The sequence below is a fragment of the Kibdelosporangium banguiense genome, from assembly GCF_017876405.1.
GTDB lineage: Bacteria > Actinomycetota > Actinomycetes > Mycobacteriales > Pseudonocardiaceae > Kibdelosporangium > Kibdelosporangium banguiense.
In genome coordinates this window covers 9,286,850-9,300,974 of record NZ_JAGINW010000001.1, presented here as the reverse complement: position 1 = coordinate 9,300,974, position 14,125 = coordinate 9,286,850, and the positions used below count along the sequence as shown (strand labels likewise).

General features: G+C 66.4%; 10 protein-coding genes. 9 read left to right on the top strand and 1 reads right to left on the bottom strand.

Features of this window, described 5'->3' with window-relative positions; translation table 11 throughout:
- The first annotated feature begins 101 nt into the window (after positions 1-101).
- The 5 genes from JOF56_RS42280 to JOF56_RS42260 are packed head-to-tail and all read left to right on the top strand — an operon-like array spanning position 102 to position 7,339.
- Positions 102-1,424: an enolase C-terminal domain-like protein gene (locus tag JOF56_RS42280; protein WP_372448303.1), complete on the top strand. Its 1,323-nt coding sequence runs from the start codon at positions 102-104 to the stop codon at positions 1,422-1,424.
- A gap of 40 nt (positions 1,425-1,464) precedes the next feature.
- Positions 1,465-2,520, top strand: a complete 1,056-nt coding sequence (locus JOF56_RS42275) for a sugar ABC transporter substrate-binding protein (protein WP_209645200.1) — start codon at positions 1,465-1,467, stop codon at positions 2,518-2,520.
- 25 nt (positions 2,521-2,545) lie between these two features.
- Complete coding sequence (locus JOF56_RS42270) at positions 2,546-4,042, top strand: sugar ABC transporter ATP-binding protein (RefSeq protein ID WP_209645199.1); 1,497 nt, start codon at positions 2,546-2,548, stop codon at positions 4,040-4,042.
- Entirely contained in the window at positions 4,035-5,060 is a 1,026-nt protein-coding gene (locus JOF56_RS42265; protein ID WP_209645198.1) for an ABC transporter permease, read from the top strand. The genes JOF56_RS42270 and JOF56_RS42265 overlap by 8 nt, the downstream gene beginning before the upstream one ends.
- Positions 5,061-5,080: 20 nt before the next feature.
- Positions 5,081-7,339: an alpha-L-fucosidase gene (locus JOF56_RS42260; protein WP_245378604.1), complete on the top strand. Its 2,259-nt coding sequence runs from the start codon at positions 5,081-5,083 to the stop codon at positions 7,337-7,339.
- An 82-nt stretch (positions 7,340-7,421) separates the two neighbouring features.
- Here JOF56_RS42260 and JOF56_RS60400 read toward each other — a convergent pair whose 3' ends face one another.
- The gene (locus JOF56_RS60400) at positions 7,422-7,730 is read right to left on the bottom strand and encodes a DUF6355 family natural product biosynthesis protein (RefSeq protein ID WP_209645197.1); all 309 of its coding nucleotides are present in this window, start codon (positions 7,728-7,730) and stop codon (positions 7,422-7,424) included.
- Between the two features lie 179 nt (positions 7,731-7,909).
- On the opposite strand from JOF56_RS60400, the gene JOF56_RS42250 reads away from it, so the two are divergent.
- The 4 genes from JOF56_RS42250 (at position 7,910) to JOF56_RS58650 (ending at position 14,118) form a co-directional block, all read left to right on the top strand.
- Positions 7,910-8,773: an SDR family oxidoreductase gene (locus JOF56_RS42250; RefSeq protein ID WP_209645196.1), complete on the top strand. Its 864-nt coding sequence runs from the start codon at positions 7,910-7,912 to the stop codon at positions 8,771-8,773.
- A gap of 146 nt (positions 8,774-8,919) precedes the next feature.
- Positions 8,920-9,996 (top strand): hypothetical protein, encoded by a 1,077-nt coding sequence (locus tag JOF56_RS42245; protein ID WP_307855500.1) that lies wholly within the window; start codon positions 8,920-8,922, stop codon positions 9,994-9,996.
- A gap of 47 nt (positions 9,997-10,043) precedes the next feature.
- The gene (locus JOF56_RS42240) at positions 10,044-12,065 is read left to right on the top strand and encodes an AbfB domain-containing protein (RefSeq protein WP_209645195.1); all 2,022 of its coding nucleotides are present in this window, start codon (positions 10,044-10,046) and stop codon (positions 12,063-12,065) included.
- Positions 12,055-14,118 (top strand): AbfB domain-containing protein, encoded by a 2,064-nt coding sequence (locus tag JOF56_RS58650; RefSeq protein WP_245378603.1) that lies wholly within the window; start codon positions 12,055-12,057, stop codon positions 14,116-14,118. Before JOF56_RS42240 ends, JOF56_RS58650 begins: the two co-directional genes overlap by 11 nt.
- Positions 14,119-14,125: the final 7 nt, after the last annotated feature.

Below are 14,125 nucleotides of genomic sequence, written 5' to 3'. Positions count from 1 at the left end.
ATGTGATGTATCGACGCCTATCCGATCGAATCTGGACTTTTGGGCACGGATGACGTAGCTATACATCTGATGTCTTTCTCTCTTGGTGGACCGAGTGAGAGGTGGTCACGTTGGCCGAAGTGATCAGTGCCATCCAAGCCGTGGATGTCCGGTTCCCGACTTCGCTCACCCTGGACGGGTCGGATGCGATGAATCCGGAACCCGACTACTCGGCGGCCTACGTGACCATCCGGACGAGCGGTGGTGAAGAGGGGTACGGTCTCGCGTTCACGGTCGGGCGTGGCAACGATGTCCAGGTCGCCGCCGTCCGCGCACTCGTCCCGCTCGTGGTGGGGATGCCGGTCGCCGAAGCGTTGTCCGATCTTGGCGCGTTCTCCCGTCGTCTGACCGGGGACAGTCAGTTGCGGTGGCTGGGCCCGGACAAGGGCGCCATCCACATGGCCGCCGCCGCGATCGTCAACGCGGCGTGGGACCTGCGGGCACGCCGGGAAGACAAACCGGTCTGGCGGCTGCTGGCCGAGATGCCGCCCGAGGAACTGGTCGATCTCGTCGATTTCCGGTACCTGCGGGAAGCACTGACCCGCGACGAGGCGCTGGAGATCCTGCGTCGCGCCGAGCCAGGACGTGCCGCCCGCCAGGCCGAACTGCTTGAGTCGGGCTATCCCGCGTACACCACGACTCCGGGCTGGCTGGGGTATACGCCGGAGAAACTCGCCGCCCTGTCCGCAGAGGCCGTCAAGGACGGGTTCACCCAGATCAAGCTCAAAGTCGGCGCCGATCTGGACGAGGACATCCGCCGGCTTCGGCTGGCCCGTGAGGTCGTCGGGCCCGGTATCCGGATCGCGATCGACGCCAACCAGGCGTGGGGAGTCGGGCAGGCCATCGAATGGCTGCGCCCGCTGGCGGAGTTCGACCCGTACTGGATCGAGGAACCGACGTCACCGGACGACGTGCTGGGCCACGCCGCGATCCGCCGGGCGGTGGCGCCGATCAAGGTGGCCACCGGGGAGCACACCCACAACGCGGTGATGTTCAAGCAGTTGCTGCAGGCTGACGCGATCGACATCCTCCAGCTCGACGCGAGCCGGGTCGCCGGTGTCACCGAGAACATCGCGATCCTGTTGCTGGCAGCCAAGTTCGGCGTGCCGGTGTGCCCGCACGCGGGTGGTGTCGGGCTCTGCGAGATGGTGCAGCACCTGGCGATGTTCGACTTCGTGGCGGTCAGCGGTACGCGGCAGGACCGCGTCATCGAATATGTGGATCACTTGCACGAGCACTTCGTCGACCCGGTGCGGATCAAGGCCGGGCGATACATGGCGCCGCTGGCACCGGGGATCGGTGCCCGGCTGCACCCGGAATCCGTGTCCCGTCACCAGTTCCCCGACGGCCAGGCATGGCGTGAGGCCTCAGCGGTGGTCGCGTGACGGGCCACCGCCTGGAAAAACCTGTCAACGAGGAGAGGTCATGAAGTTCCAGTACCTGTGTGCCGCCGTCGCCGGCGTGCTCACCGCGGCCGCACTGGCCGGTTGCAGCAGCGGCGGCTCCACCTCCGCGTCCGGCGCGACCGTCGTGGGCGTCGACTACCCGCGTTCGGACACCGACTTCTGGAACGCCTACATCAAGTACGTTCCCCAGTACGGCGGCGAGTTCGGCTTGGACCTGAAGACCACGAACTCGCAGAACGACGTCGCCAACCTGACCGCGAACGTGCAGACGATGATCAGCCAAGGCGTCAAGGGCGTGGTGATGGCGCCGCAGGACACCGCGGCGATCATCCCGACGCTGCAACAGCTGGCCGGCAAGAAGATCCCGGTCGTGTCCGTGGACACCCGGCCGGACCAGGGCAACGTCTACATGGTCGTGCGCGCGGACAACCGGGCCTACGGCGAGAAGGCGTGCCAGTTCCTCGGCGCGAAGCTCGGCGGCAAGGGCAAGGTCGTGATGCTGCAAGGCGACCTCGCCTCGATCAACGGCCGGGACCGCACCGAGGCCTTCAACGAGTGCATGAAGAAGAACTTCCCCGGCGTCACCGTCTTCGGTGAGGCCACGAACTGGGACGCGAACACCGCCGCCCAGAAACTCCAGGTCCAGCTGACCGCGAACCCGGACATCAAGGGCGTCTACATGCAGTCCAGCTTCGCGCTGGCCGGAACGCTGCAGATCCTCAAGCAACGCGGTGCGCTCGTGCCCGCCGCCGATCCGAAGCACGTGTTCATCGTGTCCAACGACGGTATTCCCGAGGAACTCGCCAAGATCCGCGCGGGGGAGATCGACGCGACCGTGTCCCAGCCCGCGGACCAGTTCGCCAAGTACTCGCTGCAGTACGTCAAGGACGCCATCGCCGGCAAGACACCTGTTGCGGGCAAGACCGACCACGACAGCACCATCATTCAGGTCCGCGACGGCCTGATGGAGGACCAGCTGGCAGCGCCTCTGGTCACCGCGGACGGTGGCACCTTCGGCCCGGTCAGCAGCGTCAAGGTCGACGACAAGTCCTTGTGGGGAAACAGCAAGAGCTGATCGCGCCGGGCGAGAGGAAGCGAACATGAGCACCGTGCCGGTGGTCGAGGCACACCAGATCGTCAAGCGCTACGGCGCCACGGTCGCGCTGGACCACGCCGATCTCAGTGTCCTTCCGGGACAAACGCACGCGCTCGTCGGCCGCAACGGCGCGGGAAAGTCCACTCTGGTCTCCATCCTCACCGGACTGACCGAACCGGATTCCGGGACTGTGCGCCTGGATGGGCAACCGGCCCCTGGTCTGTCCGACCGGGACGCCTGGCGCGCGCGGGTCGCCTGCGTGTACCAGCGATCGACGATCATCCCCGAGCTGTCGGTGGCCGAGAACCTGCTGCTCAACCGGCAGGAGACCCGTGGCGGCCTGATCCGCTGGCGTTCGGTGCGCCGGGCGGCCACCGAACTGCTTGAACGCTGGTCGGTGGACGTCGATGTCCGCCGGCCTGCGGGGGAGCTGAGTGTGGAGCAGCGTCAGTTCGTCGAGATCGCGCGGTCGTTGTCCTTCGGTGCCCGGTTCGTCATCCTCGACGAGCCCACCGCGCAGCTCGACGGGGCCGCCATCACCCGTCTGTTCGGCCACATCGCCGAGCTGCAACGCCAAGGCGTCACGTTCCTGTTCATCAGCCACCATCTGCAGGAGGTCTACGAGATCTGCGACACGGTCACGGTGTACCGCGACGCCCGGCACATCCTGACCACACCTGTGGCCCAGCTGCCGAAGGCCGATCTTGTCGCGGCCATGACCGGTGAGAACGCTGTCGCCACGGAAACCCGGACTACGTCGGTCCAGTCCGGTTCGCCCGTGCTCCAGGTGCGCGAGTTGAGCCTGGATTCCCGCTACGACAACGTGTCCTTCGACATCGCGCCCGGGGAGATCGTCGGCCTGGCAGGGGCGGGTGCCAGCGGTAAAACGGAACTCGCCGAAACCCTCACAGGGCTACGTAAGGCGGACACTGGAACCATCCTCGTCGCAGACCGCAGCCCGCGTCCTGGCGACGTTCCGGCCGCGCTGGCCGCAGGGATCGGATTCGTGCCGGAGGATCGGCACCATCAGGGTTTCGTGCCGGAGATGTCCATTGCGGACAACACTACGATGACCGTGATGGACCGGCTCGGGCCGGGGATCTTCGTCCGGGCGGGCGAGCGCGACCGGCTGGCCGGGACAATGATCACCCGGCTGGAGGTCAAGACACCAGGCCCGCAGCTGCCGGTGTCCGCGCTGTCAGGCGGCAACCAGCAGAAGGTCGTCATGGCCCGTGCGCTGGCCGTCGATCCACGGCTGCTGGTGCTGATCACCCCGACGGCCGGTGTCGACGTGCGCTCGAAGGACTTTCTCCTCGGCAAGGTCGCGGAGGCCGCCGCTGAGGGCACCGCCGTGCTGATCGCCTCCGACGAGCTGGACGACCTGCGGCTGTGCGACCGGCTGCTGGTCATGGTGCACGGAGAGCTGACCACCGAACTGCCCGCGGGCTGGCAGGACCGTGAGGTCGTGGCCGCCATGGAAGGAGTCGACCTCGATGCCTGAGAGTCCCACCGCGGTGCGCGCCGAGTCGCGGACCGAGCCTCCTCCCGCGTCGCCGTCGCGTCAGATCGCTCTTGCCCGGTTGCGGGATTTCGCCCTGGTGCCCGGCATCATCGTGATCGCGGTCGTCGGCCAGCTGGTGAACCCGGTGTTCCTCCAGTACGACAACGTGATCAACATTCTGCAGACCATGTCGGAGATCGCACTGCTGGTGCTGGCCCAGACCATGGTGCTCGTGGTCGGCAAGATGGACCTCTCGCTGGAATCCACGTTCGGCCTGGCACCGGGGGTGGCTGCCTGGCTGACGATCACCGGCAGCCACTCGCTGGGCCTGCTGCCCGGCTGGGCCGCGCTGCCTGTGGTGCTGCTGGTCGGAGTGCTGGTCGGTGCGCTCAACGCGCTGCTGATCGTCCGATTCGGACTCAGCGGGTTCGTGGTCACCCTGGGTATGCTGATCGTCCTGCGTGGCCTGCTCACCGGGGTCTCCGGCGGCCAGACGTTCTTCGGCCTGCCCGATTCGATGCTCTATCTCGGAACGACGCTGTGGGCCGGGATCCCGGCGTCGATCTGGCTCTGCCTGCTGTTGTTCGCCGGCGGCATCGTCCTGCTCGGCCATACCCGGTTCGGCCGCAGCCTCTACGCGATCGGCGGCAACCCGGACGCCGCGAAGGCCGCGGGTATCCGGACCGACCGTATCGTCTGGATCGTCCTCATCACGGCCAGTGCTCTCGCCGCGCTCGGCGGACTGTTGCTCTCCGGCAGGCTCGCTTCCGTTGCTGCCGCGCAGGGTGACGGTTACATCTTCACCGTGTTCGCCGCAGCGGTGATCGGTGGCGTGAGCCTCAACGGCGGCAAGGGCACCATTTTCGGTGCCTTCACCGGAATCCTGCTGCTCTACATGATCCAGAACGTGCTGACCCTGGCCGGTGTGCCCGCGCAGTGGATCGGGGCGCTCAACGGCACGATCATCCTGGTCGCCCTGGTGATGTCCCGCATCACCAGCGGCAAACGGCAGAACTAGTAGAACCTCAGGAGAATGCAATGACGCACCCTGCGAACAACCCCCTGTCGCGGAGGACGTTCGGTGTACTCGCGGCGGCCGGCCTCGCGGCCACGGCACTGCCGGGCACGGCCGCCGCGGATTCCCGATGTGGCCGCTACCAACCCACGTGGCCCTCGGTCGACCGGCACGTGCCCGCCCCGGAATGGTTCCAGGACGCCAAGTTCGGTGTCTACTGGCACTGGGGTGCGTTCACCACTCCGGAGTACGGCAGCGAGTGGTACGGCCGGGACATGTACCGGCCAGGCAGCAACGAGAACAACCACCACAAGGCGACCTACGGCGACCCGACCGTGTGGGGGTACGACCGGTTCATCAACGGTGGCGTCGATGTTGCCGGCGATCGCGTCCAGTTCGCCCCGAAACTGGCGTCCCGGGGCGGGAAGTTCGACCCGGACGAGTGGGCCAGGCTCGTCAAGGCCTCCGGTGCGAAGTTCGCCGGCCCGGTGGCCGAGCACCATGACGGTTACTCCATGTGGGACAGCCGGGTCAACGAGTGGAACTCGGTGGCCAAAGGCCCGCGTCTGGACCTGCTGGACCTGTTCGCCAAGGCGATCCGGGCCCAAGGCCTGAAGCTGCTGGTGTCGATGCACCACGCGTACAACTACAACGGTTTCTTCGATTTCGCTCCCCGGCAAACCGATCCCAGCCTGCAGAAACTCTACGGTCAGCTGCCACGCGCCCAGCAGGACCAGCTGTGGCTGGCCAAACTCAAAGAGGTCATCGACCGCGCCCGGCCCGACATCCTCTGGCAGGACTTCTCCCTCAACTCACCTGGGTACTGCCTCAACAACGGCCCCTGCGCCGTCGGGGAGCAGCAACGGCTGGAGTTCCTGGCGTACTACTACAACCAGGCCGAAAAGTGGGGCAAGGACGTCGTCGCGACCTACAAGCACTTCGACAAGGGCTTCACCAACAAAGGTCAGGTCGAGGACTACGAACGCGGCGGCCCAGCGGACATCGTCACCCCGTACTGGCTCACCGACGACGCGATCAGCAGCAGTAGCTGGAGCTACACCAAGGGCATCGGCTACTACTCCAGCACGCAGATGATCCACGCGCTGATCGACCGGATCAGCAAGGGCGGCAACATGCTGCTCAACATCTCACCGACCCTCGAGGGCACGATTCCCGCCGAGCAGCGCGCGGTTCTGGCCGACATCGGCACCTATCTCGGCCGCTTCGGCGAGTCGATCTACTCCACCCGCGCGTGGAGCGCCTACGGTGAGGGGCCGACCAAGATGGGCGGCGGGTCGTTCGTGGCGCCGAAGGTCGGTACTGCCAAGGACATCCGGTTCACCCGGGACAAAGCGGAACGCGTGCTGTACGCAACAGTGCTGGCCTGGCCCGGTACGACCCTGAACATCACCACCCTGTCCGCCAAGCGGGCCGATCTGTCGGGCCTCCGGCGGGCCGAGCTACTGGGCACCGGCACACGGTTGGCCTACACCCAGGATGAGGGTGGATTACGGGTCACGCTGCCGGACGCGAAACCGTTCGAGTCGCCCGCCTATGTCGTGAAGCTGACCTTCGCGAGCCGGATTCCGGTGGTGGGACCGGAAACCGGCGCGGCGGTCTATGTCGACCGCAACTACCGCGGTGCGGGCACGACTCTCAGTGTGGGCAGCTACACCGCGGCGCAACTCCAGGCGAAGAGCCTCGCATCGAAGAGCGTGTCCGCGATCTGGCCCGCGGAGGGCTACCAAGCCGTCGGCTACTCGAAGGACGACCTCACCGGGGCCTCGGCGACGTTCATGGTGGCCACACCTGATCTGCGCGCGAGCAGGTTCGACGACACCATCGTCTCGATGCGCGTGACGTTCGACCCGGCCCGATGGTTCCGCATCATCAACGTCACCAACGGACTGGCCATGGACGGCGGCGGTACGGTCGCCGCGGGCAGCAAACTCAAGATCTGGACACCGGATGACAGCCCGAACCTCCAGTTCCAGGCCGAGGAAACAGGCGACGGGTTCTTCAAGCTGACCAACCGCACGAACGGCTTCGTGATCGATGGCGCGGGCGCCCAGCAGGGAGGCAACCCCGTGCAGACCGTCTACACCGGAGCAACGAGCCAGCAGTGGTCGATCAGAGACACCGGCGGCAACGTCTTCGTGATCGCCAACCGCGCGACCGGCCTCGTCCTGGACAGCGGCGGCAACGTCGGTTCAGGATCGCCGCTCAAGGTGTGGACCGAGGACGGCAGCCCCAATTTGCGCTGGCAGTTCTTCGTGGTGTGACCTGGCCTGTTCGAGCAGGCTGAAAACAGCAACAATCCTGGCGGCCCGAGTGGGCCGTCGGGATTGTTCATGATGGACAGGTTCAGCAGCCGCCGACGTACCAGGCGTCACGCGTTGTATAGCCGCCGCTGTAGTACTCGATGTCGGTCAGACCCGGCGGGACACACTTCTCCCGGTCCTGGAACCAGATGTTCTCGACGATGATCTTGACCGGGCCGTCGCCGCAGTGGTTGTACCAGGCACGCTTGCCAGGCGTCTTGTATGCGGGAAGGAATCCGCAGTCGTAGAAGGTATCAGCGCGGGCAGACGAATTTTCGACAGCACCCGCGCTCGGCGCGATAGCAATACACGCGAGCACCGCCCAGGCGGATGCGATAGCAAGTTTCTTCACAGGCCGGAACGCTACACCGAACGCGCGAACCGTGCGGCCGTTTGGCGGAATTTCCGGCACCGGCCTGCGGAAAACGTACGCCCTTTCAGCCGTGCCTGAAACCCCGGGCCGGTGGAATCATTTGGGACACGGAGTTGCGCTCCATGTGATAACGGCCTACCCGTCCGTGGGACCCTCGAATGGGTAGGGCGACCCGAATTGGTTCCGGTTCCGGCCGGTATTCGGGCTCGAATAGCCTGGGCCAGGACATCCTCAAGGGCGAGGAAGGGGACGCCGTGGATCTGAAGCTCGCCGGCCGGGGTTATGTGGTCACTGGTGGCAGCCGGGGCGTGGGCAAGGCGATCGTGGCTGTGTTGCTTGCCGAAGGCGCTCGCGTGGCCACGTGTGCCCGTGACGCGGAGGTTCTGGCCGGGGTTTGGGGTGAGACTGACCGGGTTCTTGCCCGTTCGGGTGACGTTCGTGATCGGGCTTGGATGCGGGAATTCGTCGACGAGTCGGCGGCGGCGTTCGGTGCTCTGGACGGAGTTGTGGCGAACGCGGGTGCCGGTGTGACCGGTGGTGTCCTGTCGACTCCGCCTGGGGTGTGGCGTGATCAGTACGAGGTCAAGGTCGGCAGTGTGCTCAATGTCGTGGAGCCGGCGGTGGGGTACCTTGCGTTGTCGGATTCGGCTGCTGTCGTGTTGGTCAATGGCGTTACCGCTCATGCTCCGGAGCCGGACATGGCTGCGGTGAGTGCGGCTCGGGCCGCGGTGGGTTCGGTGGGCAAAATGCTGGCCGCGACCTTGATATCCGAGGGAATTCGAGTGAATACGGTCAACCTCGGCGCGATCGGCACCGATCGCCAGATGGCCAAATACACCGCGGCCGAGACGGGGCTGGATTTCGCGGCGTGGTCGGCTGAAGAGGCCCGTAGGCGAAGCGTCCCGGTCGGGCGGTTCGGCCGGGCTGAGGAAGTTGCGCCGGTAGTCGCGTTGTTACTGTCGCCGTTGGCGTCGTATGTGGTTGGAGCGGGTGTCGATGTCGCCGGGGGCCTGGGTGGATGAACGGCGGTGACCTCACGGTTTCAGCCATGGCTGAAACGGTGTGCCGGAAGGCTCTTGCGGCAAACCGGAGAACGTGGCTAGGTTGGGTTTCGATCGAAATTCCGACCGGGGGAACTTTCGCCACTAAAACCAGCTGGGGGGCTGAGGTGTACAAGCGCGCCTTGGTGTGCGCGGTCTGTACGGCCGCACTTTTCTCGTCCATCACGCCTATGGCGGCGTTTGCCGCTACCGAGTATTCCGCTGTGATCGCCGCGGCGCCGACACAAGCCGAACGCGACCGGGCGGATGTGTTGACGTACGCCAGATACCACCCGTATAGCACGGTCAAGACCGATGCTTGGCTGGCGCTGAGCAGTAGCGCACCCGACCTGGCGTGCGCGGATTTCCTTCGTGGCGGCGGCCTGGAGTACGCGATCGAGCGCGCTGCCCGGCGCGACGAGCAGAACAAGGATTTCATCAAGCGCGTCTACGAGACGAACACACCGCAGTACTCGCCCGAGGTGCACGCTGCGGCCAAGCACTTGTTGCGGGCGGGCGCGACGGCCAGCGAACGGGAGCAGTTCGTCCGAACCGGTTATGAGGCAGCGAAAGCGCGCGACCGGCAGTTCCGGGACGCGATCGGCGAGCAGAAGCGCGCACTCGTGGAAGCGGATCGCAACTACGTCCGGATGCTCGCGCAGCACGACCCGGGTGAGCAGGTGCGCGCGATCGCCGCATACGCGACAAGGCCCGGTGCGACGGATGACGACCTCGTCGACTTTTTCGCCTGGGGCTGGGCAAGCGGCGCGCGGCTGGACAATGATGCGCACAGGCTGCGTGTGTTGCAGAACAACCGCCAGTGGAGCAACACGATCGTCCGGCTGATCGCGGACGCGGAAGCGGCGGAGAAGGCCGCCCGTGACGCGTCCGACGAGATGGCCGAAGAGGCGAAGGCCCGCGCGATGGCCGCGTGGCGCGAGGTCGGGACGCAGACCGCGCCCGCGCGTACCGGCTGGGACGAGGCCAGGGATTTCGCCGCCCGGCAGGCGGAGAACTGGCACGCGATCCTGCTCGCCGCGCAACAGGCGAACACACCGAACTGGGACGCGGTCGTCGATCCGGCGCGTACGTCGCAAGCGGCATGGATCGAGGACCAGAACGCCGCGGCCGAGCAGGCCGCCTACTGGACCGCGCTGCTGCAGCAGGCGATCGAGCGCGAGCAGCGAGTCCGCGAATCCCGCTGACTTGTCGTATGGGGCTGGAACCGAACAACAAAAGAGGTTACTGGGGCATGCGAAGAACACTTGCGATGGCCGTCGCCGTTTTCGGCCTGCTGACGCCCATCGCCGCGCACGCGGCGACACCACCCGCGATTCCGAATGTGCAGGCCGAACCGCGGGCCGTGGCGTTACCCGAGGCCACACCGCGGGAGAAAGTCAACGCGGTCAACGAGATCGAGGTCGGCGAAGCCACTGACGACTGGGTCAGGCTGTCCGACCGCAACTTCGTCTTCAAGGTCTACGAGACCGTCAGCGCGACCAAGTTCCCGCTCACCAAAGCCGAAGCGGCCCGCGTGTACGGGCTCACCGCGACCGACGCGACCGCGTTCATCCGCACCGGCATCTTCGAGTTCGCCGCCCGTGACCGCGCCGAGAAGATCATCCGCGACCGGGAACGTGAGCACCTCCTGGAGACACGTCTCAGCGCCACCGGCCGGGTCCGTGTGCAGGCCGACCCGCTGATGCTCGACGCCACGGACAAGAACTTCGTCTTCCAGATCTTCAGCCGTGTACCGGCCGACTACCCGAAGGTGAAATCCGCCGCCGCCACCGCGTACCGGGGTGACGCGGTCGCGTGGAAGAACTTCGTCGAGGTCGCGATCCACACGATCGCCGACGAGGACGACCTGGACGCGATCAGGCGCCTCGAGCAGGAGGACGCCGAGAAGGCGCGCAAGAAGCAGATCGCCTCGGTCCGGATGAAAGCCCTGGCGGCCATCCCCGCGGCGTACAAGCCGATCTGGAACGACGTCGCCGACGACGTGTTCATCCGGGAGCTGCTGCTGGTGCCGGAACTGGCGCTGCCCAAGAACATCGAGGTCAAGGACGCCGCCGATCTCGCCGCGCGCAGCACGGATCCCTTGGCGTGGAAGACGTTCATCGAACGCGGCATCCACGAGGCGAAAGCACGGGACAACGCACGCCAGGACCGGCTGGAGGACGAGGCCGACCGGCGCGTCGTCCGGGAGGTCAAGGCCAAGGCGGAGAACAGCGGCCTGCTGCCGCGCCTGGTCGCCGCAGCGAACACCGCACTGGCCGGTTCGCACGCCGATGTGGTGAAGTTCCTGCGCGAAGGCCAGTACCAGTACCTGACCCAGTCTCTCGGCACCACGACGCCGGGTGTGCGTGGCTGGTACATCGACAGCGCGGGTGGCGACGCCTGGATCACGCCGGGCAACGCGGGAACCGGCACCGGTGGCCCGTTGACCGGAGCGACGTGGAAGGTCGCGAATGGACTCGCGGACTCGACCTGTTACTCGTTCGAGTCGACCGACTACGCCGGAAGCTACCTGCGCCAGCAGGACCTGCGCGTGAAGCTGCACGGCAACGACGGCACCGACCAGTTCAAACTGGACGCCACCTGGTGCCCGAGGCTGGTGGCGGGCGGTGTGCGGCTGGAGTCCAAGGCCCAGCCCGGCCGGTTCATCAGGCACGTCGACGCGCAGCTCTGGGTGGCCCAGGCCGGCGGCCCGAACTGGTTCGACACCGACCGGCTGTACCAGGAGGACTCGACGTGGACGACCGTCGATCCCAACCCGCAGATCAGCACGCCGCTGATGCTCGGCTGGTTCAACGACGACCAGTTGCGGTCGCTGGCCGGGAACCCCAAGGCCGCTGAGGTTTACGACAACGGAGTGCGGTACCGCGACTTCGACCGCGGCCGGGTGTACTGGAGCGAGAGCACGGGCTCGAAGTTCCTTACTGGCCAGGTGTTGCAGCGCTACAGTGCGCTGAACCTGCACAAGCAGGGGTACTTGCCGATCGAGCACCAGACTTCGAGGACGAACCACGAGCACGTCTCGCTCGGCAGCTACATCGCGGTCTACTGGTCGCCGGCGTCCGGTGCGAAGCTGGTCATGGGCGCCATCCGGGCAAAGTGGGAAAGCCTGGGCGGCGTGAGCTCCCCGCTGGGATACCCGATCAGCGACGAGTACGCCACGTCGTATGGCGCGCGCAGCGACTTCCAGAACGGCTACAGCATCACGTGGGACGCCACCACGCACGAGGTCAGGGTGTGGCGTAATGCGTCCTGAGCGAAGATGGCGCGCCACGGCCGTGACTGTGGCTCTGTTATGTGGTTTGGTCGCCACCCCGGTGTCCGCGCAGGCGGACCCGGTGGCGGCGGCCGACATGCCCGCCGCGACGGAACTGGAGAAGGTCAAGGCGGTCAACGAGATCGAAGTCGGCGAGGCGACACCGGAGTGGCGCAACGCCAACGACATGGATTTCGTGTTCAAGGTCTACGACCGGGTCAACGCGGAGAACTTCCCGTTCACCCGTGAGGAGTCCTATCGGGTCTACCGGATCATGGTGGACACGCCCGCCGCGCCGGACGCGACCTCGTTCATCCGCACTGGCATCTTCGATTTCGCCCAGCGCGACCGCGTGGAACGCCAGCGGCGTAACGAGGAACGCAACCGGGCCGTACAGGCCCGGCGGGAAGCCGCGCAGTGGGCGGAGATCCCGGTCGACGACGACATGCTGGGCGGAACCGACCAGAACTTCGTGTACCGGGTCTTCCAGCGTGCCAAGGCCGGCTCAAAGGTCAAGGCCGGCGCGCTGGAGGCATGGGGTGGCGAGGCCCCCGAATGGAAGGCGTTCATCAGCACCAGGATCTACGCCCTGCATTCCCAGGATCAGCAGGACGCGATCGACGACGCGGCGGAGCAGGACCAGGAACGGGGGCGAAAGCTCGCGTCCGACTATGCCCGCAAGAACGCGGGCGCGAAGATTCCGCTCACGATCCTGCCTGCCTGGCTGGAGCTGACCGACGACAACTTCATCCGTGAGCTGTTGCGTACTGCGGAGCTGGCGGACCCCGTCCACCAGGAGATCCGCGCCGCCGCAGTGGCGGCGCTGGCCAGTTCGAGCCGGGACGACTGGAAACGGTTCATCGACACGGGTGTGGCCGAGGCTCGTGCCCGGGACGACGCCAGAATCCTGCGTGAGCGCGAGGAAGCCGACCGTCGGCTGGTGCGGGACATCAAGGCCAAGGCGGAGGCGAGCAGGTTGCGGCCGCGGCTGGCTGCGGCCGCGGCCGCGGTGGCGGCGAACGGGACATGGGAAGAGGTGAAGGACTTCCTGGCCAGGGGGCAGTACATGCCGCTGGAGCAGTCCTTGGAAGGTGTCACAGTGAACACGCGGGGCTGGTACGTGCGCAGCACGGGCGGCGACGCATGGGCCACCGGCGGCACAGTTCCGGGGAGCCCGGTCGCCCCGCCGCTGGGCTGGGCGACGTGGCGGATGGTGCCAGGTCTGGCCGACCCGAACTGCTTCTCACTGGAGTCCAGCCAACTGGCCGGCAGCTACCTGCGTGTCAGCAGTACGTTGCGGGTCCAGCTGGCGGCCGCTGACGGCAGTGACCAGTTCAAGCGCACCGCGACCTGGTGTGCTCTGGCGCCCAAGTCCGGCGGCAGCGATCACGTGACACTCGAGTCGAAGTCGTCGCCCGGCCGGTTCCTGCGGCAGTACTGGGGCGAGCTGTGGGCGGCCAACGGCCAGAGCAGCCAGAACAACTTCGACACCACGGGCAACTTCGCCACTGACGCGAGCTGGAAGGTGGTCGAACCGAACCCGAGGATCACCACACAGATCATGTTCAAGTACCTCAACAACGACGGGTGGCGTAACGCGCTCGGACTGCCGGTCGGCGCCGAGACGATCCTCCAGTACGGCCAGCGCATGCTGCAGTTCCAGGGCGGGCTCGCCTTCTGGGGGCCGGGCATCCGCGATCCGCACTTCGTCGCGCCGCCGATCATCGACAAGTGGATGAGCGTGGGCGGGTACTCGGTGGAGAAGAACCTGCCGGAGAGCGAGACGTCCGCGACACCGGACGGGGTGGGCCGGTTCAACCACTTCGAGAACGGCAAGTCGATCTACTGGAGCCCGGGGACCGGAGCGCACCTGGTGTACGGAGCGATCCGCCAACGGTGGTCGGAACGGGGCTGGGAGCAGGGTTACCTCGGCTATCCGATCACCGACGAGTTGACGGCGGTCGGGCAGCCCAACCTGCGCCGCAGCATGTTCCAGTACGGCAACATCGATCACGACCTCAGCACCGGTGTGACCCGGGACTACCGCCGCTGAGCAACGG